This is a genomic window from Micromonospora sp. NPDC049044, from assembly GCF_040649215.1.
Lineage (GTDB): Bacteria > Actinomycetota > Actinomycetes > Mycobacteriales > Micromonosporaceae > Micromonospora.
On record NZ_JBEZFA010000033.1, the window covers coordinates 35,657 to 57,154 of the forward strand.

At 71.5% G+C, this 21,498-nt stretch carries 25 protein-coding genes; 12 read left to right on the forward strand and 13 right to left on the reverse strand.

The window, feature by feature from the left end; all coding sequences use genetic code 11:
• Positions 1-85: 85 nt before the first annotated feature.
• Entirely contained in the window at positions 86-1,342 is a 1,257-nt protein-coding gene (locus AB0B85_RS24575) for an erythromycin esterase family protein (protein ID WP_357411074.1), read from the reverse strand.
• Positions 1,343-1,470: 128 nt separating this feature from the next.
• Between AB0B85_RS24575 and AB0B85_RS24580 the strand changes: the two genes are divergently transcribed.
• Positions 1,471-1,662, forward strand: a complete 192-nt coding sequence (locus AB0B85_RS24580) for a DUF2795 domain-containing protein (RefSeq protein ID WP_357411076.1) — start codon at positions 1,471-1,473, stop codon at positions 1,660-1,662.
• A gap of 86 nt (positions 1,663-1,748) precedes the next feature.
• On the opposite strand, the gene AB0B85_RS24585 is transcribed toward AB0B85_RS24580, so the two are convergent.
• Positions 1,749-2,651, reverse strand: coding sequence for a Gfo/Idh/MocA family oxidoreductase (locus AB0B85_RS24585; RefSeq protein WP_357411078.1), 903 nt, complete (start codon positions 2,649-2,651; stop codon positions 1,749-1,751).
• Positions 2,652-2,837: 186 nt separating this feature from the next.
• On the opposite strand from AB0B85_RS24585, the gene AB0B85_RS24590 reads away from it, so the two are divergent.
• From AB0B85_RS24590 to AB0B85_RS24600, 3 genes are all read left to right on the forward strand, one after another.
• On the forward strand, positions 2,838-3,200 hold the full coding sequence (locus AB0B85_RS24590) for a cupin domain-containing protein (RefSeq protein WP_357411080.1): 363 nt from the start codon (positions 2,838-2,840) through the stop codon (positions 3,198-3,200).
• 115 nt (positions 3,201-3,315) lie between these two features.
• Positions 3,316-3,708: a hypothetical protein gene (locus AB0B85_RS24595; RefSeq protein ID WP_357411082.1), complete on the forward strand. Its 393-nt coding sequence runs from the start codon at positions 3,316-3,318 to the stop codon at positions 3,706-3,708.
• A complete protein-coding gene (locus AB0B85_RS24600) occupies positions 3,701-4,117 on the forward strand; it encodes a hypothetical protein (RefSeq protein WP_357411084.1) in 417 nt (138 codons plus the stop codon). The genes AB0B85_RS24595 and AB0B85_RS24600 overlap by 8 nt, the downstream gene beginning before the upstream one ends.
• A 29-nt stretch (positions 4,118-4,146) precedes the next feature.
• Here the strand turns inward: AB0B85_RS24600 and fabG are convergent, their stop codons facing one another.
• Both fabG and AB0B85_RS24610 read right to left on the reverse strand, forming a co-directional pair.
• Positions 4,147-4,905, reverse strand: a complete 759-nt coding sequence (fabG, locus tag AB0B85_RS24605) for a 3-oxoacyl-ACP reductase FabG (RefSeq protein WP_357411086.1) — start codon at positions 4,903-4,905, stop codon at positions 4,147-4,149.
• A gap of 43 nt (positions 4,906-4,948) precedes the next feature.
• Complete coding sequence (locus AB0B85_RS24610) at positions 4,949-6,601, reverse strand: alpha-amylase family protein (RefSeq protein WP_357411175.1); 1,653 nt, start codon at positions 6,599-6,601, stop codon at positions 4,949-4,951.
• A 57-nt stretch (positions 6,602-6,658) separates the two neighbouring features.
• Here AB0B85_RS24610 and AB0B85_RS24615 point away from each other — a divergent pair, with 57 nt between their 5' ends.
• Together AB0B85_RS24615 and AB0B85_RS24620 are read left to right on the forward strand one after the other, a co-directional pair.
• Positions 6,659-7,273 carry a DUF1349 domain-containing protein gene (locus AB0B85_RS24615; RefSeq protein WP_357411088.1) on the forward strand — a complete coding sequence of 205 codons (615 nt, stop codon included), beginning with the start codon at positions 6,659-6,661 and terminating at the stop codon, positions 7,271-7,273.
• 57 nt (positions 7,274-7,330) lie between these two features.
• Positions 7,331-8,002 (forward strand): DedA family protein, encoded by a 672-nt coding sequence (locus AB0B85_RS24620; RefSeq protein WP_357411090.1) that lies wholly within the window; start codon positions 7,331-7,333, stop codon positions 8,000-8,002.
• Positions 8,003-8,006: 4 nt separating this feature from the next.
• Here the strand turns inward: AB0B85_RS24620 and AB0B85_RS24625 are convergent, their stop codons facing one another.
• The gene (locus AB0B85_RS24625; RefSeq protein ID WP_357411092.1) at positions 8,007-8,753 is read right to left on the reverse strand and encodes a membrane protein insertase YidC; all 747 of its coding nucleotides are present in this window, start codon (positions 8,751-8,753) and stop codon (positions 8,007-8,009) included.
• A gap of 100 nt (positions 8,754-8,853) precedes the next feature.
• Complete coding sequence (locus AB0B85_RS24630) at positions 8,854-9,147, reverse strand: DUF6412 domain-containing protein (RefSeq protein ID WP_357411094.1); 294 nt, start codon at positions 9,145-9,147, stop codon at positions 8,854-8,856.
• 149 nt (positions 9,148-9,296) lie between these two features.
• On the opposite strand from AB0B85_RS24630, the gene AB0B85_RS24635 reads away from it, so the two are divergent.
• The 3 genes from AB0B85_RS24635 to AB0B85_RS24645 are packed head-to-tail and all read left to right on the forward strand — an operon-like array spanning position 9,297 to position 12,886.
• Positions 9,297-10,433 (forward strand): glutamate--cysteine ligase, encoded by a 1,137-nt coding sequence (locus tag AB0B85_RS24635; RefSeq protein ID WP_357411096.1) that lies wholly within the window; start codon positions 9,297-9,299, stop codon positions 10,431-10,433.
• A gap of 21 nt (positions 10,434-10,454) precedes the next feature.
• Positions 10,455-11,834, forward strand: a complete 1,380-nt coding sequence (locus AB0B85_RS24640) for an FAD-dependent oxidoreductase (RefSeq protein ID WP_357411098.1) — start codon at positions 10,455-10,457, stop codon at positions 11,832-11,834.
• Between the two features lie 26 nt (positions 11,835-11,860).
• Complete coding sequence (locus tag AB0B85_RS24645; protein WP_357411100.1) at positions 11,861-12,886, forward strand: LacI family DNA-binding transcriptional regulator; 1,026 nt, start codon at positions 11,861-11,863, stop codon at positions 12,884-12,886.
• Positions 12,887-13,030: 144 nt separating this feature from the next.
• Here the strand turns inward: AB0B85_RS24645 and AB0B85_RS24650 are convergent, their stop codons facing one another.
• The 4 genes from AB0B85_RS24650 to AB0B85_RS24665 all read right to left on the reverse strand — a co-directional run bounded on the left by AB0B85_RS24650 (position 13,031) and on the right by AB0B85_RS24665 (position 16,858).
• Positions 13,031-13,972: a carbohydrate kinase gene (locus AB0B85_RS24650; protein WP_357411102.1), complete on the reverse strand. Its 942-nt coding sequence runs from the start codon at positions 13,970-13,972 to the stop codon at positions 13,031-13,033.
• On the reverse strand, positions 13,969-15,234 hold the full coding sequence (locus AB0B85_RS24655; RefSeq protein ID WP_357411104.1) for an AGE family epimerase/isomerase: 1,266 nt from the start codon (positions 15,232-15,234) through the stop codon (positions 13,969-13,971). Before AB0B85_RS24655 ends, AB0B85_RS24650 begins: the two co-directional genes overlap by 4 nt.
• Positions 15,235-15,584: 350 nt before the next feature.
• On the reverse strand, positions 15,585-16,010 hold the full coding sequence (locus tag AB0B85_RS24660) for a nucleoside deaminase (RefSeq protein ID WP_357411106.1): 426 nt from the start codon (positions 16,008-16,010) through the stop codon (positions 15,585-15,587).
• On the reverse strand, positions 16,007-16,858 hold the full coding sequence (locus AB0B85_RS24665) for an LLM class flavin-dependent oxidoreductase (RefSeq protein WP_357411108.1): 852 nt from the start codon (positions 16,856-16,858) through the stop codon (positions 16,007-16,009). Before AB0B85_RS24665 ends, AB0B85_RS24660 begins: the two co-directional genes overlap by 4 nt.
• A 187-nt stretch (positions 16,859-17,045) precedes the next feature.
• On the opposite strand from AB0B85_RS24665, the gene AB0B85_RS24670 reads away from it, so the two are divergent.
• Positions 17,046-17,267 (forward strand): aminoglycoside phosphotransferase family protein, encoded by a 222-nt coding sequence (locus AB0B85_RS24670; RefSeq protein ID WP_357411111.1) that lies wholly within the window; start codon positions 17,046-17,048, stop codon positions 17,265-17,267.
• Between the two features lie 167 nt (positions 17,268-17,434).
• On the opposite strand, the gene AB0B85_RS24675 is transcribed toward AB0B85_RS24670, so the two are convergent.
• Genes AB0B85_RS24675 through AB0B85_RS24685 form a run of 3 tightly spaced genes read right to left on the reverse strand, consistent with a single transcriptional unit; the run spans position 17,435 to position 19,378 of the window.
• Positions 17,435-18,244 carry a DNA-formamidopyrimidine glycosylase family protein gene (locus AB0B85_RS24675; protein ID WP_357411113.1) on the reverse strand — a complete coding sequence of 270 codons (810 nt, stop codon included), beginning with the start codon at positions 18,242-18,244 and terminating at the stop codon, positions 17,435-17,437.
• 53 nt (positions 18,245-18,297) lie between these two features.
• A complete protein-coding gene (locus AB0B85_RS24680; RefSeq protein WP_357411115.1) occupies positions 18,298-18,498 on the reverse strand; it encodes a DUF397 domain-containing protein in 201 nt (66 codons plus the stop codon).
• The gene (locus AB0B85_RS24685; protein WP_357411117.1) at positions 18,491-19,378 is read right to left on the reverse strand and encodes a helix-turn-helix transcriptional regulator; all 888 of its coding nucleotides are present in this window, start codon (positions 19,376-19,378) and stop codon (positions 18,491-18,493) included. The genes AB0B85_RS24680 and AB0B85_RS24685 overlap by 8 nt, the downstream gene beginning before the upstream one ends.
• 391 nt (positions 19,379-19,769) lie before the next feature.
• Between AB0B85_RS24685 and AB0B85_RS24690 the strand changes: the two genes are divergently transcribed.
• Together AB0B85_RS24690 and AB0B85_RS24695 are read left to right on the forward strand one after the other, a co-directional pair.
• Entirely contained in the window at positions 19,770-20,075 is a 306-nt protein-coding gene (locus AB0B85_RS24690; RefSeq protein WP_357411119.1) for a hypothetical protein, read from the forward strand.
• 121 nt (positions 20,076-20,196) lie between these two features.
• Positions 20,197-21,123, forward strand: a complete 927-nt coding sequence (locus AB0B85_RS24695) for a thrombospondin (protein ID WP_357411121.1) — start codon at positions 20,197-20,199, stop codon at positions 21,121-21,123.
• Positions 21,124-21,498: the final 375 nt, after the last annotated feature.

Genomic DNA, 21,498 nt, shown 5'->3' on the forward strand with positions numbered 1-21,498 from the left:
ATCATGGAGTTGTGGTGTCCGGATTGCCCCGGCCCGGGGCGTTGGTCCGGCACCACAACTCCATGATCGGCGCGGGCCGATGCGGTCAGACCCCGGCCGGGTACGTTTCCATCTCGCCCGGGGTGGCCGGCACCGGCAGCGGGTGCAGCGCGCTCGTCTCGTCGCACCAGATGAAGGCGTCGTACCTGTCGCCCAGCCGCGTCGGCACGTAGTTGCCCCAGGACTCGAAGGACGGGTCGTAGACGACCCCGATCGCCCGGTGGTCCACCGTGTCGGTCACCCAGCCCGGCTGGTCGTCACCGCCGAAGATCAGCACAGCCCGGTCCGGCATCAGCTCGTGCAGCCGCCGCTCAACGGAGCCCTCCCGAGCCGGTGGTACGACCATCGGCTCCGGCGGTGAGCCCCACCGGGGGGCGGCGATCACCGTGCCCCGGTAGCTGCCGAAGCCGATCAGCGCCACCGCGTCGTCGCCGTGCCGTTCCCGGGCCAACTGACCAATGTTGACCATCCCGTCCGCGGCCATGTCGGTGGCCCGCGCATCCCCGACGTGCGTGTTGTGGGCCCAGACGATGCCCCGGGCGTCCGGGCCGTACCGGTCGAGCAGCCGGTCCAGGGTGTCCTGCATGTGGGTGTCCCGGATGTTCCACGAGTCGGGCCCGCCGGCGACCATCGCCCGGTAGTACCGTTCCGCGCCGGCCACCACCTCGGCGTTCTGCCAGGCCGAGAAGCGATCCGGCCCGTCGGAGAGGGCATGCTCGCGGGTCCGGGCGAGCAGCCGGACCACCTCCTCCTCGCACCGGGCGGAGACGAACCTGGACGCCGCGCCGTACTCCTCGACCCGCTTGCCGTACGGCTCGAAGCAGCGGTACGCGTCCTGCGCCGCCTCAAGCGACTTCGGGTCCTCCTCCCCCAGGTAGTCGAAGATCGCCTGCATCGACTCCCAGAGGCTGTACACGTCGAGCCCGTGGAACCCGGCGCGTCGTTCCTCCGGCCGCTCCAGATTCCAGGCCCGCAACCAGTTGGCGAACCGGGCCACCTCGGCGTTGGCCCACATCCAGGTCGGCCACCGCTCGAACTGGTCGAGGGCGAGCTGTGGCTGGAGCGCGCCGTCGGGTGCGGCGGTCACCGACCGGTGCACCCGGTCACAGTCGGGCCAGTCGCCCTCCACGGCGACGAAGGAGAAGCCGCACTCCGCGATCAAGCGGCGGGTGAGCTGCTCCCGCAGCCGGTAGTAGTCGTAGCTGCCGTGGGTGGACTCGCCGATCATCACCACCCGGGCGTCCCGGACGCGTTCCAGCAACGGGTCGAAGTCGCTCGGCGCGCCGAGCCGCTGAACCAGCATGCAAGCGGCTACCCGACCGCCGCTGGCACAAACCGTGGGCGCGTCGCGGGCCGACACGCCGACCGCCGGACCGTCTCAGGCACCGGCCAGGACGGTGTACGTCCACCGCGAGCGGGTAGCCGGCCGACATGACCGTCACCGGCGTTCAGTTGCAGGAGTACCTGGCCGGGCTCGACTACCCGGTCTCCCGAGAGGACCTGGTCCGCTGGGGCCAGGAGAACGGGGCCAGCACCGCCCTGTTGCAGATGTTGCAGGCCCTACCGCCGGAGCAGTTCAACTCCCCCGACGAGTTGAACGCCGCCCTGACCACCCCCACCTGACCTCGGTGATCATGAAGTTAGCGGCGCGACACGCCGGGCCGGACGGCGCTAACTTCATGATCACCAGGGTCTAAGGGGGCCGGGGGTCAGGGGAGGGGAATTGTGCGGGATTCGGTTCGGGCGGTTTCGGCGGCGGCGAGGATGCCGACGATCTCACGGCCGAAGTGCACGTCACAGCGGTGGTCGCGGGTGCCGGCCCGGACCTGCTCGACGAGCTGGTCGATCGCGACGCCGAACGCCGTGGCGGCGTCGTTCTCGCCGAACGGGACGGTCTCGATGCCGTTCTCGCCGTAGAACACGAACTCCCTGGCCATCGACTCCGGCGGGGCGTCCAGGGCGAGCGAGGCGCTGCTCGTGGCGCCGCCCTCGTGGGTGAGCAGCAGGTGCACCATGCCGTTCGGCCCGTCCATCGCCGCCACCTGGGTCACCCGGCCCAGCACCGGCAGGAGAATGGACAGCGCGTGCGGGGCGATGTCCCAGAGCGCACCGTGCTCCCGACGCCACAACGAGCCGCCGTACGGGCTGCCGTCCTGGAAGATCGAGGCGAACGCGGTGGTCCGACCGTGCTGCCAACCGCCGGCGGCAGCGGTGGCGGCGAGGAACGCTGTCACGTTCGGCTGGAACCGTTGGGTGAAGAAGACGACCGAGGCGACCCCGGACTCGTCGGCGGCGGCCACCACCCGGTCGGCGTCCTCCACGCTGAGCGCCAGCGGCTTGTCCAGCAGCAGGTGCCGCCCGGCCGAGGCGGCCCGGACCGCGATGTCGGCCTGGACGTCCGGCGGCAGCGCGACAGCGACCGCCTCGCACTGCTCGATCAGCGCGTCGACGTCGGCGTACGCCGGCACGCCGTACCGCTCGGCCAGCGCGGAGGCCCGCTCCGGGTTGCGGCCCCACACCCCGACCAACTCCGCGTCCGGATGGGCGTGCAACGCCTTCCCGTGCGTCTCGATCGCCCAGTGACCGGTGCCGAACAAGCCGAATCGCAGCACGTGTACCTCCGCCGTTTTTTCCCGCACCGCGGCAACGCCACGGGCCTGATCCACGCTAGTCGCCCCGGTGGTCACGACGGCGGCGGGTTGGACCAATCGAAGCAGCTCACCGCCGTTCCGGGCCCGCCGCAACGTCAGGTCCGAATGCCGCCAGACACCCCCGGTGCGGCGAGGGAGTCTCGACGCATGCCAACCACGAATCCGGCGATGACCAGCGGTGTCGCGACGTTTGAACACTGGTACGACTTCACCGAGGGCGGCCCCGTGCACAGTGCGCTGCTGCCGTTTCCGGCGACGGACCCCGCGCCGTTCGAGCTCGCTCGTTGGTCGGTCGCCCCGCACACCTCCAACGACCTCGATGTCCACCGGTCCCGCGAGGTGTGGATCATCGTGTCCGGAACCGGCACCGTGACGTTCGGCGACCAGACGGCCGTGTTGCGGGCCGGCGACGTCGTGGCGTTCGACAGCAGGGTGCCGCACCGGATTCGCAACGACGGGCCGGATCCGTTGAGTGCCGTCTCCGTCTACTGGATGCGAGCAGGCGACTGACGCCTCCGCGGACAGCGGCAGCCGGCGCGCGTCACACGCGGAGAGGCAGAGCACCCGTTTACTACGACGGTTAGTAGGCTGTGCCGGTGACCGAGGCAACGACCGGGTGGTGCCGGTGACCAGCGTGGGCGCCAACTCGCCGGTGGATGGGATCGTCGCGACAGTGCCGATCGTGCTGTCCCTGCTCGTGGCGGTGTGGGCGCTGGTGGCGGCGGTACGCCACCGGCCACCGGACCGGGTGCAGTTCGTCGGTCTGGCCGTACTCGAACTGGCGTTGCTGGTGTTGAGCGTGCTGGCCCTGGTCGCGGTCGGCGGCGGGGACCGGCCCGGCGAGCCCGGCGCCTTCTTCGGCTACCTGGTCACGCTTGTGTGCCTGCCACCGTTGGCCTGGGTGCTGGCCCGGATGGAACCGACCCGCTGGGGCTCGGCGATCGTCTGCGCGGTCTGCCTGGTGACCCCGGTGGTGGTGGTCCGGTTGCAGCAGACCTGGGAGATGCTCGGTGGTTGAGACAGAGCCGGCCCCCCGGCGTACGAACTCCGGCCCCGGTCGGCTGCTGATCGCGGTCTACCTGCTCTTCGCCATCGCGGCCACGAGTCGGGCGGGGCTGCAGATCGCCACCAAGTTCGACGAGGCGCCGGTGGCGTACCTGCTCTCCGGGGTGGCCGCGCTCATCTACATCGTGGCGGCGGTGGGGTTGGCCCGCGCCGGGCACACCGGCCGACGGGTCGCGCTGGCGTGCTGCTCGGTGGAGCTGGTCGGGGTGGTCGCGGTCGGCGTCCTGAGCCTTGTCGACAAGGAACTCTTCCCGGACGAGACGGTCTGGTCGCAGTTCGGCAGCGGGTACGGCTACATCCCGCTGGTGTTGCCGGTGCTCGGCCTGATCTGGCTCTGGCGCACCCGCCGCGACCCGGCCTGACCGGCCGGGCCGCGTGACGAGGGCGCGCGTCAGTCCCGTGGGCCGCCGGCGACGTAGATGACCTGACCGGAGACGAACCCGGCACCCTCGCTGGTCAGGAACGAGATGGTGTGCGCGACGTCCTCCGGGAACCCGGGGCGACGCACCGGGATCTCGGCCGCCGCGTGCTTCTTGAAGTCCTCGAAGTCGACCTTCATCCGGGCGGCGGTGGCCGCTGTCATGTCGGTGACGATGAACCCGGGCGCGACCGCGTTGACTGTCACCCCGAACGGCCCCAGCTCGATGGCGAGCGTCTTGGTGAAGCCCTGGAGGCCGGCCTTGGCGGCGGCGTAGTTCGCCTGCCCCCGGTTGCCCAGCGCGGAGGTGCTGGACAGGTTGACGATCCGCCCCCACTTGCGGTCCACCATGTGCTTCTGGGCGGCCTGGCTGAACAGGAACGCGCCGCGCAGGTGCACCCCCATCACCGTGTCCCAGTCGGCGTTCGTCATCTTGAACAGCAGGTTGTCGCGGAGCACACCGGCGTTGTTGACAAGCACCGTGGGCGCGCCCAGTTCGGCGGCGACCCGCTCGACGGCGGCCTCGACCTGGTCCCGGTCGGACACGTCGGCGCCCACCCCGAGCGCCCGGCCGCCCGCACCGGCGATGGCGTCCACCGTCTCCTTGGTGGCGGCCTCCTCGATGTCGACCACGGCGACGGCCATTCCGTCGGCGGCCAACCGCCGGGCGGTGGCCGCGCCGATGCCGCGCGCGGCTCCGGTGACGATGGCGACGCGGGGCTCCTCCGACATGATTACCTCCCGGTAACGTGGGGTCGATCGGAGGAGCTTAACGTCAGAACCCCCGACCCCGGCATAGGCGAATCCACCGGTATCCGTGCCCGGAAACCTTCACCGCGCCGAGCTTGCCCAACTCGCCGTAGCCGCGGTCGGTGAGCACGTCGATAGGCATGTCGGCCTCCGGTTCGAGACTGCTCAGGTCCACCTCGACGTCGTCGGTGCCCAGGTTGTGCACGAAGACCATCGTCCCGGTCGGCCCGTCGGCCCGGTGCGCCAGCACCCCGGCCGGCATCGCCACGTCGATGTGGGTGGTCGAGCCGGAGCCGATCTCGGGGGCCTCCCGCAGGGTACGGATCATGCGCTCGAACCAGGCCAGCAGCGACTTCGGGTCGCCGCGCTGGGCGGTGACGTTGACGTTCTGGTAGCCGAACTCACCCTTGTCGATCACCGGGCGGACCAGCTTCTCCGGGTCGGCGGTGGAGAAGCCGGCGTTCGGCTGGTACGACCACTGCATCGGGGTACGGATCGCATCCCGGCCGTGCAGCGACAGGTCCTCGCCCATCCCGATCTCCTCGCCGTAGCGCAGCACCGGCGTGCCGCGCATGGAGAACTGCAGCGCGTACGCCAGCTCGATGCGCCGCCGGTCGTTGCCGAGCATCGGGGCGAGCCGGCGACGGATGCCCCGGTCGTAGATGCGCATGTTCTCGTCCGGGCCGAACTGCTCGTACACCTGGTTGCGTTGTTCGGTCGTCAACCGGGACAGGTCGATCTCGTCGTGGTTGCGCAGGAAGGTGGCCCACTGCCCGCCGACGGGCAGCTTCGGGGTGTCGCGCAACGCCTCGATGAGCGACTCCGGGTCCTGGCGGGCCAGGGCGAGAATGAGCCGGCCGTTGAGCATGAAGTCGAAGAGCATGTGGATCCGGTTGCCGGAACCGCTGCCGTCGCCGAAGAACGTCGGGAGCGCATCGGGCTCGACGTTGGCCTCGGCCAGCAGGACGGCGTCGCCGCGCCGCCACTGCACGTGCTGGCGCAGGTCGGAGAGGAACTCGAAGTCCTTCGGCGAGTTCGGGTTGCCCGGCTCGGTCAGCTCGATGATGAACGGCACCGCGTCCATCCGGAAGCCGGAGACCCCGAGCTGGAGCCAGAACGACATGATCTTCTTGACCTCGGCCCGGACCTGCGGGTTGGCGAAGTTGAGGTCCGGCTGGAACTTGTAGAACCGGTGGTAGAACCACGCCTTGGCGGTCCGGTCGTAGCTCCAGGTCTCCTTCTGCTCGCCGGGGAAGACCATGCCCTGGTGCCGGTCGTCCGGCTCGGTGTCGGACCAGACGAACCAGTCCCGGTACGGCGAGTCCGGCGACGAGCGGGCGGACTGGAACCACGGGTGCTCGTCGGAGGTGTGGTTGACCACCAGGTCGATGATCACCCGGATGCCCCGGTTCTGGGCCTGGTGCAGCAGCTCGGCGAAGTCGCCGAGGGTGCCGAAGCGCGGGTCGACGTTGTAGAAGTCGGTGACGTCGTAGCCGTCGTCGCGGTTGGGCGACGGGTGGATCGGGTGCAGCCACAGGCAGGTCACCCCGAGCCGGGCCAGATAGTCGAGTCTCCCGATCAGCCCCCGGATGTCACCGACCCCGTCGCCGTCGGAGTCGGCGTACGTGTCGATGTCGAGGCAGTAGACGACGGCTTCGGAATACCAACGGTCACCCATGCCGGAGGAACATCTCCGATCGATCACCGCGGCAAACCCTTGGTTATCGTGCCGGTCATGGAAAACGACCTCGTACCGCCGAGCGAGCCGCTGGACTGGTCCGCGGGCAGCTGGCTGCACCCACCGGTACGCGTCGAGCAGGGCCCGGCCAACCACCTCGTCGTCGAACCGGCGGCGGAGAGCGACCTCTGGCGGCAGACCAGCTACGGCTTCGTCCACGACGACGGCCCGGCGCTGCTGGCACCGCTGCCGGTCGGCACCGCCATGGAGGTGAGTTTCCGGCTCGACTTCGCTGCGCAGTTCGACCAGGCCGGCGCGCTAGTCCGGGTCGACGAACGAACCTGGACCAAGGCCGGCGTCGAGCTCAGCGACGGCGAGCCGCAGCTCGGCGCGGTGGTGACCCGCGAGTTCTCCGACTGGTCGGTGGCGCCGGTGCCGCAGTGGTCGGGCCGGGAGGTGACCGTCCGGGTCAGCCGGGCCGGTGACGCGCTTACCGTCCGCGCCCGCGCCGACGACGAACCGTGGCGGCTGGTCCGGCTCGCCCCACTGGACCCGGCGGCCGAGGCGGTGGCCGGCCCGTTCTGCTGCGCGCCGTCGCGCGCCGGCCTGACAGTGGTGTTCACCGGCTGGCGGCAGGGGCCGGCGGACACCGCGCTGCACCCGGAGGTGTAACGACTGCTCCGGGGGGTATGACCGTACGATCCCGAGCACCGACGCGGAAGGACGACAATGGCGTACGCCCAGAGCGGCGACCCGTCCCAGTTCACCGGTCTGACCGGGTGGGTGGCCGCCGTGATCGAGGCGATGGGCCCGGTGGGCGTGGCGCTGCTTGTGGCGTTGGAGAGCATCGTCCCGCCGATCCCCAGCGAGATCGTGTTGGCGCTCGCCGGTTTCCTGGCCCACGAGGGTCAGTTCAACGTCCTGCTCGTGGGCCTGGCCGCGACTGTCGGTTCGCTTGTCGGCGCGTTGGTGCTGTACTGGCTCGGCGCGGCACTCGGCGAGGAGCGACTGAAGCGGTGGCTGGACCACATCCCGCTTGTCGACAGGGACGACCTGGAGAAGGCCGACAGGTGGTTCGAGCGGCACGGCCGGTGGGCGGTGCTGTTCGGCCGGGTGGTGCCGGTGGTCCGCAGCCTGGTCTCCGTACCGGCCGGGGCCAACCGGATGCCGCTCGGCGAGTTCATCCTGCTCACCACCATCGGTAGCGGCCTCTGGAACGGTCTCATCGTCGGTGCCGGGTACGCGCTGGGAAGCCGTTGGCAGGACGTGGCGCGCTACAGCGACTGGTTCAACTACGCGATCGTCGCGGTCTTCGTCGTCATGGTGGTCACCTGGGTGGTCCGTAAGGTCCGTCGACGCCGGGAGCACGACGACCGGCGGTCGGTGACCGCCGGTCGTTGAACCGCTACCTGTCGGCTGGCGCAGGCGTCGCCTGTGGCCGGCGCAGCACCGCCTGCTCGGCCGCCGACCACAGGCTCGTGGTCGTCAGGTAGATGACCGCGGCGAGCGGCAGCACCAGCGCCACCAGCACCGTCGCGAACGGCAGCAGGGGCAGCAGCCGGGCGAGCACGGCCGCCCCCGGCCCCTCGGTGGGCGTACCGGCCACCGTGCCGACGGCCGCCGACGCCCGCCGTGCCCGTCGCGACGACCACCAGGCCACCGCGAGCAGCACGGCCAGCAGCACGGCGAAGAGCGGGCCGGCCGCCCCGGCCACCCCGTCGCTGAGATGGTGGCCCAGCGGCACCCCGACGAGCCGCTCGTCGAGCAGCCTGGTGCCGCCCTCGTTCGTGGTGAACAGTCGGTACAGCACCAGCAGGAACGGCGCCTGGAGCAGCAGCGGCAGGCAGCCGGCGATCGGGTTCGCGCCGGCCTCCCGGTACAACCCGAACACCTCGCGCTGGAGCTTCGCCGGGTCGTCGGCGTACCGCTGCTGGAGGTCCCGCACCTGCGGGGCGAGCGCCGCGCGGCGCCGCTCGCCGCGGACCTGCGCGACGGTGAGCGGCGAGATCAGCAGCCGGACGGCGATGGTGAACAGCACGATGGCGGCGGCGGTCGCCGTTCCGCCGGCCAGCGGTTCGAGCAGGTCGGTGAGCCAGGACAGGGCCGTGCCGGCAACGCCGACAACGTCGTGCAGTGGTGCGAAGGCAAGCATGGACAACCCCTCGGTCCGATTCCGGTGAGGTCCTCCCCGGGCGGCGTCCGCTCGACGGGGGAACCGGTGACGGCGGGATCGGCCGCGCGGCGGCGTGGCGCTACGCGGCCGAGGGGTGTCCCGGGGCACGGGGACGAGGGCGACCGGGGGCGTCCGGGTCGAGCTGCCGGGGCACTCGCCGTCCACGGGACCGGGCCCGCAGCCCAGCCCACCGCGGCCCGGGGCCGGGCGTGCCGGACCTGCCGAGCACCCGCGCCGCGAGCCCCACGGCGAGCAGCACCAGGGCGGTCAGCGCGGCATTCGCGAGCAGGTCGGTCGGCCGGGCAGCGAGCAGGGTGAGCTGGGCGAACGCGGTAACCCACGCGACCCCGACAAACCCCAGTGGCACCGGCACGGGCCCAGCATAGGACCCGTTGTCACGTCGCCCCGGCGAAACCGCCAGGGTGCCCGAGCACGCCACGTTTCCCGGTGCCACCACGTTGGGTAACCAGACGACGGACCGATGCGGATGGACCGCGGCGGCAGGAACGGACGGTGGGGTCGATGACCGGTCAGGTGGCGGAGGCGCCCGGCGAGATGGCTGCGGCGACCGGATTGCTCACCGTGGGTGTCGAGGAGGAGTTCCTGCTCGTCGACCCGCACACCGGGGCCGCGGTCCCGGCCGTCGACCTGGTGATGGAGCAGGTGCCGGCCGAACTTCGCGGGCAGGTGGAGCGGGAGTTCCAGACCAGTCAGATCGAGATCGGCAGCCCACCTGGGCTGGAGTTGTCGTCGATCCGGCACTCCCTCGGCGTGCTGCGTCGGGCTCTGTCCGACGCCGCCGAGCGGGCCGGCGTACGACTGCTCGCCATCGGCACGGGTCCGGTGGACGGTCCGGTGCCACCGGTGGTGGACAAGCCCCGCTTCGACCGGATGATCGAGCGGTTCCGGCTGCTCGTCCCCGGTCCCGGTAACAACGGCATGCACGTGCACGTCGGTGTCCCCGATCCGGACACCGGTGTGCAGGTCCTCAACCACGTCCGCCCCTGGCTGCCGATGCTGCACGCGGTGACCACCAACTCCCCGTTCGCCGGGGGTGAGGACACCGGCTACGCGAGTTGGCGCTCGGTGGAGTGGGAGCGCTGGCCCTCGGTGGCGCCGACGCCGTTTCTGGAGTCGCACGAGCACTACCAGCGGCTGATCCGACAGTTGATCTCCAGTGGGGTGATGCTCGACGAGGGGATGCTCTACTGGTACGCCCGGCTGTCGGCGAAGTACCCGACGGTGGAGCTGCGGATCGGTGACGTCTGCCCGTCGGTGGACGACGCGGTGCTTGTCGCCGCCCTGGTCCGGGCCCTGGTGGCCACCGCGATGGCGGATGTCGAGGCCGACCGGCCGGCGTTGCGGACCGACCACCACCTGCTGGTCGGCGCGCACTGGCGGGCCGCACACGACGGCTTGGAGGGCGACGCCGTCGATGTCACCACCGGCGAGCTGCGCCCGGCCTGGGAGCTGCTGGACCGGTTCGTCGAGCGGCTACGGCCGGCGCTTGAGCAGCACGGCGACTGGGCCGAGGTGACCGATCTGCTGGGCGGGTTGCGCCGACACGGCAGCGGAGCGGCCCGGCAGCGCGCGGTGTTCGAGCGCACCGGCCGCCTCACCGACGTGGTGCGGGACGTCGCACGACAGACCCGTGGCTGATCACCGTGGCAGGATGAGCCTGTGGCGCAACGGTTGATCGTCATCGGTGGGGACGCCGCCGGCATGTCGGCGGCGTCGCAGGCCCGACGCCGCCGCGACAGCGACGACCTGGAGATCCTGGTCTTCGATCGGGGTCACTTCACCTCCTACTCGGCGTGCGGCATCCCGTACTGGATCAGTGGTCTGGTGCCCGACCCGGAGGTGTTGATCGCCCGCGACCCGGAGACGTTCCGGACGAAATACGCGATGGACGTCCGGCTGCGCCACGAGGTCACCTCCATCGACCTGGACCGCCGCGAGGTGGTCGCCCGGGACCTGGAGGGCGGCGGCGAGGTCCGCGAGCACTTCGACGACCTGATGTACGCCACCGGCGCGGTGCCGAAGCAGCCGCCCTGGGCGGCCACCGACGCGGGCGGCGTGTTCGGCATGCAGACTCTCGACGACGGTGCGGCGCTGCGCGACTGGCTGGAAGGTGAGCCCCGGCCGCGCCGGGCCGTGGTGGTCGGTGGCGGCTACATCGGCGTCGAGATGGCCGAGGCGTTGATCCAGCGGGGCCTGTCGGTGACCCTTGTCGAGGCGGGCGCCCAGCCCATGGCGACAGTCGACGGCGACATGGCCGAGCTGGTCGCCGAGGCGATGCGTGGCCTGGGGGTGACGATCCGCACCGGCCTGTCGGTGACCGGCCTGGAGCAGCGGGACGGCCGGGTGTCCGCGGTGGTCACGGCCGAGGGGCCGATCCCGACCGACGTCGTGGTCCTGGGCCTGGGAGTACGCCCGAACACCGCGCTCGCCGAGGCTGCCGGTTTCCCGATCGGGCCGACCGGCGGGATCCGGGTGGATCGTCGGATGCGGGTGGCCGGGCTGTCCGGCGTCTGGGCGGCGGGCGACTGCGTGGAGACGTTGCACCGGGTCAGCGGGATGCCGGTGCACGTGCCGCTGGGCACGCACGCCAACAAGCAGGGCCGCGCGGCGGGGATCAACATCGGCGGCGGGTACGCCACCTTCGCCGGCGTGATCGGCACTGCCGTGACCAAGGTCTGCGACCTGGAGGTGGGGCGTACCGGCCTGCGGGAGCGGGAGGCCACCCTGGCCGGCTTCGACTTCGTGTCGGTGATCGCCGAGTCGACGAGCCGGGCCGGCTACTACCCCGGTGCCCGGCCGATGACCGTCAAGTTGATCGCGGAGCGGCCCAGCGGCCGGCTGCTCGGCGCGCAGATCGTCGGTTGGTCCGAGGCGGCCAAACGGATCGACACACTGGCCGTGGCACTCTGGAACGGCATGACGGTGGACGATATGACGTCACTGGACCTGGGCTACGCTCCGCCGTACGCGCCGGTGTGGGATCCGGTGCTCGTCGCCGCCCGGAAGGCGGTCGACGCGCTCGCTGCCCTCGACCGCTGACCGGTGCCCGCCGTGGAGGACCATCCGTGACCCAGACTCCGGCCCGGCCGACGACGCGTCGGCGCCCGACAATGGTCGACGTGGCCCGGCACGCCGGGGTGAGCCTGAAGACGGTTTCCCGGGTGGTGAACGACGAGCCGGTGGGTCAGGAGCTGGTCGGCCGGGTGCTGGCCGCCATCGCCGAGCTGGGCTTCCGGCGCAACGACATCGCCCGCAACCTGCGCTCCCGGCAGCTCAACGCGACAGTCGGGCTGCTCATCGAGGAGATCGCGAACCCGTTCTACGCGACGATCGCCAGCGTCGCCGCCGAGATCGCCGCCGCCCACGGCACGATGCTGATCACCGCCTCGTCGGAGGAGGACCCGGAGCGGGAACGCGCCCTGCTCCAGGACTTCACCCAGCGCCGGGTCGACGGGCTGCTTGTGGTGCCGGCGGGCCTGGACCACTCGTTCCTGCGGCGTGAGGTCGAGCTGGGGATGCCTGTGGTGTTCCTGGACCGGCCGCCGCAGGGGCTGCACGCCGACGCCGTGCTGTTGGACAACCGGGGCGGCAGCCACGCCGCTGTCGGCGCGTTGCTCGACGAGGGGCACCGCCGGGTGGGCATGCTGCTCGGTGCGCCGAGCGTGTCCACGATGCGCGAGCGGTTGGCGGGGGCGCGGGCGGCACTGGCCGCGGCCGGGGTCGCACCTGACGAGTCGCTTGTCTGCGAGCGGCTCATCGCGCCCGAGGAGGCCGGGCGGGCGGTCGCCGCGCTGCTGGACCGGGCGGACCCGCCGACGGCGTTCTTCTGCGCCAACAACCGGCTCACCGTCGGCGCGCTTCAGGAGCTGCACCGCCGGGGCAGCACCGCCGCGCTTGTCGGCTTCGACGACTTCGAGCTGTCCCACCTGATGCCCCGGCCGCTGACCGTCGTCGCCTACGACACCCGGGAGCTGGCGCGGGTCGCCACCGAGCGGTTGTTCCAACGGATCGCCGGCGACGACGACACCCCGCCGTCAACAATCGTGCTCCCCACCAGCCTGCGCCCCCGAGGCCTAACCCCCCCGCGCTGATCCCCACCCCGCCCCGCCCCGACCCCTGCCCCACCCTTGCCCCGACCCCTGCCCCGACCCCTGCGTTGATCATGGAGTTGTGGTGGGTGACAAAGCGCCTGAATCACGTCAAGTCAGGCGCCACAACTCCATGATCGACGCGTGTCAGAGCAGGGCGTCGACCTCGGCACGGCGGGGTGGGTCGGCGCCCCGGCGGGCGCAGGTGAGCGCGGCAACCGTGGCGGCTTGCCGGAGCACCGCGTCCCACTGCTGCTCGGTGACCTCGGCGAGCCGGTCGGCCGGCCGGTCGCCGAGCGCGTCGAGGTCGGCGAGCGCCGCCAGCAGGCCTCCGGTGAACGAGTCACCGGCCCCGACGGTGTCGACAACAGTGGTGCGTACCGCCGGCTGCTCGTGCAGCGATCCGTTCGGAGCGAGCAGCCAGGCGCCCTCACCACCCCGGGTCACCACAGCGCAGGACACCCCGGCGTCGTGCCACTCGGCCAGCACGTCACCCACCGGGCGGCCCGGGTAGAGCCATGCCAGGTCCTCGTCGCTGGCCTTCACCAGGTTCGCGAGGGGCACCTGGCGTCGTACCCTGGCCTGCTCGGCCGCCCGGTCGGTGACGATGCTCGGCCGAAGGTTGAGGTCGATCGAGACGGTGAGCCCGTCGCGGCGGCGTTCCCGGGCGAGCAGGTCCGTCAGCACCCGCGCCCCGGGCGCCAGCGCGAGCGCGAGGGACCCGGTGTGCAGCGCGGTCGCCGGCGTACCGGCCAGGTCGGGCAACTCCCCCGGCGTCCACTGCCAGTCCGCCGTGCCAGTCAGCCGGAACTCGTAGCTGGCCTGACCGGCGGCGTCCAACGTGGCCACCGCCACCGAGGTGGGCTCCGGGGCGTGGACCGCCCAGTCCAGCTCCACCTGGTTGGCGCTCAGGTGCTCGGCGAGCTGCCGGCCGTACTCGTCGTCGCCGAAGCGGGCCAGCAGCCGTACCCGCTGGTCCAGCCGGGCCAGGGTGACCGCCACGTTGGCCGGGGACCCACCCGGCACGGCGCGCTGCCCGTCGGCGCTGACCACCAGGTCGATGAGCGCCTCACCCGCGACCACGATCATGCGGCCACCTCGCCCGGCGCGAGCGGGCCGGGGCCACCGAGCCCGTTGGCCGAGCGGGACAGCAGCACCGCCTGGTATGCGTGGTAGACGTCCGGCCGACCGTGCCAGACCGTGTCGGCGGGCAGGTTCTGTGGGTCCAACTCGTGCCGCCAGCCGGTGGCGTCGACCAGGTAGCGACGCGCGTACGCCCAGAAGACCCGGTACCAGTCGGCGTAGGCGTCGTCGCCGGTGCGCCGGTGCAGGGTCACCGCCGCACCGACGGCTTCGGCGAGCACCCAGTGCATCCGGGAGCGCACCACCGGCCGGTCGTCCCAGTCGATCGTGTAGACGAAGCCGTCCGCGCCGTCCACCGCCCAACCCCGGCGTACGGCGGCGGCGAACAGCTGACGGGCGTCGGCGAGCAGCCAGCGTGGCGGCTGCGGGAGGACCGCCTCCAACTCCAGCAGCAGCCGGGCCCACTCCAGCCAGTGGCCCATTGTCGAGCCGTACGGCCGGAACTGGTCGGCGGGCTGGTCCCGGTTGTAGTCGAGCAGCGGCGCCCAGTCGGCGGTGAAGTGCTCGGGCAGCCGCCAGTCGTGCCGGGCGGCCTCGGTGTGCACCAGGTGGTGGGCGATCCGCAGGGCGCGGTCGGTCCAGTTGGTGTCGCCGGTGGCGGCGGCAGCGGCGAGGAACGCCTCGACCATGTGCATGCTGCTGTTCGCGCCCCGGTAGTCCTCGGTGACCGTCCAGTCCCGGTTCCACGATTCGCGGACCGCGCCCGCCTCGTCGTCCCAGAACCGGTCCCGCACCACGCTCAGCACGTCGGCGAGCAACTCCTGCGCGCCGGGCCGCCCGGCGCGGGCGGCGCTGGACGCGGCGAGCAGCACGAACGCGTGGTCGTAGCCGGCCTTGTGGTCGTCGACGGGCGTGCCCTGCTGGTCCACCGCGCTGAACCAACCGCCGAACCGGCTGTCCCGCAGCAGGGTGCTGAGCGCGGCGATTCCGTGGTCGACCAGGGCGGCGGCGTCCGGGTCGCCGTTGCGGTGGGCGAGGGCGGCGACGTGGGTCATCCGGCAGGTGATCCAGGTGTACACCGGTTCGCCACGGTCCGGAGTGCGGTCGTCGGTCAACCACCAGAAGCCGCCCTCGGCCCGGACCGCGCGACGAGCCGTGTCGAGCAGTGTGCGGGCCTGGCCGGCGAGGAAGTCGTCCAGGTCGGGCAGGTCGGGCGACCCTGCGGGCGCGGGGGTGGTGGTGGCGTCGGATCGGGGCACGTCGCTCATTTCAGCTGGTCACCGTCGGATGGGGAAAGGGACATACGGCCAGGATCGGCGGACGGACCGGGTCTGCGCCGCAAAACCGTCAACGGTACGGCGTGGGGCCGCAGCCACACCGGAGGAACGCGGTGCGTTTCCTCCTGTTTGCCCGTTGACATCGTTGTCACCTCTCAACCCTGCTCCGGCTGCGGTCGACTGTCAATTTCGCTTGCGTCACACCGCAATCTCAGGAGGCGAGCCTGAGGTGATCCCCCCGCTGACGCGACCTCAGCCACGTCCGGCCGGCCCGGCTGCGTTCCCGATTGAAGCCCGACTGAGCCGCCGACAGAGGCCGACGGCCGTCCCCACCGCCCCGGTCAGTAGTAGTTGTCGATCGGCTGACGCGCCTCGTCGAACAACGCCGGCCCCTCGTAGCGGACCGGAGGCAGCGCCGGGGTGGCCGGCTTGACCTCCTCGAACTGCTCGCTGGACAGGGCGTACACCACCCGGCCGAGACCGGAGCGGTCGATCGCTGTCGCGCACATCGGGCAGGGCTGGCAGCTTGTGAACATGGTGGTGCCCGCGGCCACCTCCGGGGCGAGTTCCCGGGCGGCCCAGCGGGCCAGCTTGAGCTCCGGATGCGCGGTGATGTCCGAGTCGGAGACCACAGTGTTGTGGTCCTCGATCAGCACGGTGCCGTCCGCCCCGACAAGCAGCGACCCGAACGGCCGTTCGCCTGACGCACCGGCCCGGCTGGCGATCTCCACGGCGCGGCGGAGAAACCTCTCGTCGTCTGGTGTCATCGGACCTCCTGGGTCTTGGCGTAGGCGGCAACGGCCGCGAGGGTCCGCCAGGCGCGCTCAGGTTGGCGGATCTCGGTCAGGTCGTCGTTGAACGGGTCGAGCACCACCGCCTCCGCGCCGAGCAGCCGGATCTGCTCAAGGTCGGCGATGATCTGGTCGATGGTGCCGACACCGGCTGGCCGGTCCGGGTCGGTGACCGGTTCGCGGGTTTCCTGGAGCGCGATGCGCGGCGTCACCGCCGGTTTGGGGCGGCCCAGTTCGTCGGCGACGGCGCCGAGCCGGCCGACCGCCTCCGTGAGCTTCCCGGGCGTGAACCGCAGCGGGTGCCAGGCGTCGCCGAGTCGGACCGCGCGCCGCATGCCGGCGTCACTGTTGCCGCCGACCCAGAGCGGGATCGCCGGGCTGTCGTAGTCGTCGGTGTGGTGCCAGGCGTCGCGCATCACGCGCAGGTACTCGTCGGTCAGCGCGCCGCGCCGCTGGAACGGCACGCCAAGCGCCTCGAACTCCTGCCGGGCCCAGCCGACCCCGACCCCGAGGACGAGCCGGCCGCCGCTGAGCCGGTTGAGGTTCGCCGCCATCCGGGCGGTGAGCAGCGGGTGCCGGTACGGGACGATGAGCACGGTGGTGCCCAGCTTGACCCGGTGGGTCGCCCCGGCCAGCCAGGACAACGTGGTGAACGGCTCGTAGAACGGCGCAGGATACTGCTCGGCCACGTCCGGGGTGATCGCGATGTGGTCGGAGACCATCAGCAGGTCGAACCCGAGACCCTCGATCGTCAGCGCCCACCGTCGCAGCACGTCGGGGTCGGTGCCCGGGCCGAAGTTCGGGACGTTCACGCCGATCTGCACGTCCCCACGCTAACCACTGTGGATCGACATGTGAACACCATGATCTACCGGCCGAGCCTGGCTGGCCACTCTCCCGGGGTGGCTGGCGGAGTGCGCCGAGCAGCGGTCGCTGCGGCTCGGCCCGCCCTTCCCGCAGGCCTACGCCTCGCTGGCGCTGCCGGCAGGCCTGCCGGACGGCACGGCGGCGGTGCTGAAGCTCCAGTACCCGGACGACGACAGCCGACGCGAAGCAGACGCGCTGGCCCACTGGGACGGCGACGGCGCGATCCGGCTGCTCGCCCACGACCCGGAACGCCGCGCCCTGCTGGTGGAGCGCTGCCGACCCGGCAGCCCCTGCACGAACTGCCGATGGACCTGGCACTGGACGCGGCGCTCGACCTGCTCACCGACCTGGCCGCCCCTCCCATGATCACGCCCGATCCAGGTTCGAGTCCCCTCCAACCCACCCCAACACCACAACAACCACGATCGAGCACGATCAAGCCCGGCGTGGACGCCCACCTCGGTGGGATCAGGCACGGCGTGGACGCCCACCTCGGTGGGATCAGGCACGGCGTGGACACCCGCCGCGGTGGATCAGCCGGCCTGGCAACTACCACACCAGTAGAGGTTGCGCCCGGCCAGCTCACCGCGGCTGACCTCGGTGCCGCAGACGTGGCAGGGCGCTCCGGGGCGGCGGTAGACGTACACCTCGCCACCGTGCCGGTCCACCCGCGCCGCCCGGCCCATCGCCTCCGGCAGGTGCGCGTCCCGCACGGTGTCGATCCGGCCGTGCTCGACCGCGAGCCGCATCAGCGCGACAAGGTCGGCCCAGAGCGCGTCCCAGCCGGCACGGCCGAGCCGCCGGCCGGGCATCGTCGGCGGCAGCCCGGCCCGGAACAACGCCTCGGTCACGAAGATCAGCCCGGTGCCGGCCACCACCGACTGGTCCAGCAGCAGCGCCGCGAGGGGCGTCGGGCTGCGGGAGATCCGCCGGTACGCCCGCTCCGGGTCGGCGTCGGCCCGCAGCGGATCCGGCCCGAGGCGGTCCCGCAGTGCGGCCACCTCGGGTGGGGTGAGCAGCTCGCAGGCGGTGGGTCCGCGCAGGTCCAGCCAGTGTCGGTCGCTGGCCAGGCGCAGCCGCACCTGACCGACCGGCTCGGGCGGCTCCCCCGGCCCGTCGGTGACCTTGCCGTACAAGCCGAGGTGCACGTGCAGGGTCAGTTCACCGGCGTAGTGGTGCAGCAGGTGCTTCCCGTACGCCTCGGTGCCCTCCAACAGGGTGCCGGAGAGCCGGGCGGCACCGTCGGCAAAGCGACCCTGCGGGCTGGTGGCGTGCACCTTGTCCCCGGCGAACAACTCGGCGTGCCGGGCCGCCAGGCGGTGGATCGTGTGTCCCTCTGGCACGGGTGCCAAGGATAGTCAGCCGCCCAGCCCGGGCCGAGTGAGCCGCGCGACGGTCAGCCCTGGCGGTGGCGCGGGACGTCTACCAGGAACGCGGCCCAGGCGGCGGGCGCGAAGGTCAGCGCCGGACCGGCCGGGTCCTTGCTGTCCCGTACGCCCACCACGCCGGGCAGCTTGTCGGCCACCTCGACGCAGTCACCGCCGCTCCCGCCGCTGCGGGTGCTCTTGCGCCAGGTCGCACCGGCAAGGTCAGTCATGATGCTCCTCGATGATCGTAGTGATCAATTTCTCTGATTCTGCCTCACCCGGGGCAAGGGCTTCCAGGTCCGACCAGACATGTTCGTAGGCGGCCACCTCGGCCGGCTTGTCCAGATAGAGCGCCCCGGTGATGTTCTCCACGTAGACGGTGGTCGGCTCGGTGGACGCCCTCCCGAAGGCCTGCGGGAAGTCCAGGAGGACGAAGGTGCCGGTCTCGCTCGCCAACGGCGGACCGGCGGCGAGCGGCAGGACCCGCAAACTCACCGTCGGCAGTGCGGCAACGTCGAGCAGGTGCCGTAGCTGCTGAGCCATCGCCCGGCGATCGGGGATGGTGCGTCGCAGCACCGCCTCGCTCAGGACGACCCGCAGGGTGGGTGCGGTGGGCAGCCGGCGCACGAGGATGCCCTGCCGTTGCAGGCGGACCTCGACCAGCTTCTCCCGATCCTCCGCGCGCATCGTCGGGTTCTTCCGACGGAACAGCTCGCTTGCGTACTCCCGGGTTTGCAGGAGCCCGGGGATCAGTTCCGAGTCATATCGGCGAATCAGCGTTGCGGCGGATTCCAGGCCGACATACAGCGAGAACCACGACGGGACGACATCGCCGTACGAGTGCCACCAACCTCTGGCGCGGGTCTCCTTCGCCAACCCGGCCACGATCTCGCCCATGGCGTCGGGCACCCGATAGAGGGCACACATCGCTCGGGCGTCCACCACCCGCACCGGGACCAAGCCCTTCTCGATGCGCCACACCTTCTGCCGGGAGCAGTCGAGCGCTTCGGCCGCGGCGTCCAGCGAGACCGAGGCATCCACGCGGAGCTGCGTGAGCAGCCGTCCGAGCTGCCGCCGAGGGACCGTGGAACCGCTTGTTTCATCCGTCATGCAACATCACCGCGTCCCTCCTGCAACACCGAATGTTTCGCCCCGCACGCAATTCCATTCCATTCATCGTGCGTCAATGTGGCCTGACATTAGGGCGGTGGTGCGGATTGCACAAGGGGGCCAGGATGGAACATGCTGTCACGCGCTGGCCCCTCCCAGAAAACAATTTCGGGAATAGCGTCAGCACAAGGCCGGCGGAACACCATTGCTCGGAAGGACACCGCCATGCGCGTGTCGTACAACGAATATCTCTTGGTCACCGCGCTGACCCTCGCCCGCCGGCACCGACCGGTGTGGAGTTGGGTGCGCTGGCGCACCGTGTGCCGCTGCGGCGGCGACCTGCCCTGCCGGGCCCGCCACCGCATCCCGATCAACGCGACCACTGGCCGACATGACCGAGTGGAAACCCGGTGACCTACTGCTGATCGGCGCGGCGTGCTCGGTGCAGTTCGCCGGTGAGCGGGCGCTCCACCTCCGGCTGGTGAGCGTGGACCCGCGCCCGACGTACCAGGGATGGGTCTGGCTGACGGGCTACGTACTCGATGGCAAGGGCCGGGCCGTCGACAAGCGGGAGGTGTTCGTGCAGCAGGCCGGGGTGCTGTTGCTCCCCGCCGCGCCCACACCCACGCCCAGGTCCGCGCCCACGACGGGCAGGTCGAGAAAGCCCACCAGGCAGGTCGGTCCGGCCCGCCGTTGATCGGAGCCCGACCCCGTACCCGGGATTGGTGTCAGGAAACGCCCAGGTGGGTATTTCAGGGCAGAACCGCGTGGGTGCCACCCCCTTCATCGGCCACCACGCATTTATCAGGAGGTGTGTAGTGGTCAGGATTCCTTCGCTGTCCCGCCGGTCCGAGCCGGCACCGACGCGGGACGAGAACCTCGACGGCCGCGTTGACGGCCGCGACACCCAGATCGCCGACCGGGACAGCACGGCGGCCAGCGACCCGGGCCGGTCCGACGATGTCGCCGGCCGACCGACGGTCACCGACCGGGACGCCGACCAGACGACGTACCGCAGCGCCGCCACGCCCGGCGGGCAGACCGGCGAGGCCGAGCGGCGGGCCGCCGATCGCGCCGCGGTGGCCCGAGCCGCCACCGCCCGCCCGGTCGAGAGCGAGACCCGGACCGGCACCGCCCGCCCGGTGACGAGCGAGACCCGGACCGACACCGCCGGCCCGGTCGAGACGGACTCCCGGACCGCCACCCCGGTGGCGACCGAGTCCCGCGCCGGCACCGCCCCCACCCTGGCGCGCACCACCGAGCGGGACGCCGACCTCGACAACACCACCACGCGGCCCGACCCGACAGACCGGGTCACCACCGACCGCCCGGTCGACCCGACAAACCGGGTCACCACCGACCGCCCGGTCGACCCGACCCCGGGCGTGACCACGCCCGAGCCGTCGGTGACCCGCGGCCCGAAGCCACGGGCCAGCCTGCTCGCCACCCTCGGGCTGATCGTCTCCGTCGCCGGCGCGATGTTCGTGCTGACCGGCACCCTGGCCGGGTACGGCATCGGGCTCGGCGCCTTCGGCGCGGTGCTCGCGGTGCTCGGCCTGATGGCCACCCGCCGGCGGCACGTCGCCGGCAAGACCGACGCGCTCTTCGGCGTGCTGATCGGGCTGGCCGCAGTGGTGATCGGAGTGCTCGCGATGACCGGGCAGTTCGACTGGCCGACCACCGACGGCGACTGGGTGCAGCGCTTCCGGGAGTGGCTTGACTCACAGTTTGTCGATCGTTTCTAGCGGGCACTGTTCCGCTCGCCGGTGATGCACCGGCAAACACCGGCGGTTCGCCGGTAGCCCGACCAACCGGTGGTTCACCGGCCGGGCAGACACCCTTTCAGGGGCGGCGGTTCGCCGCCCCTGAAGTGTTTTCTGAACCTGACCCACCCGGCTTGACCTGATCGACTCGGCCTGACCTGATCCACTCGGCTTCCCGGAAGTCGGGCTGTCCCGGTCGCCCCGATACCGCGCTTTCCGGAAACACGAGTCGATCACCGCAACGCGCTGACACAACGAATCGCTCCCCCCGGCCGCGCAGACGCAACGAATGTTCGGTCTGCGCAACTCTCGGTGGTGGATCCTGCCGCTGAGGCCGCATAGCGTTGAGCAACGGCG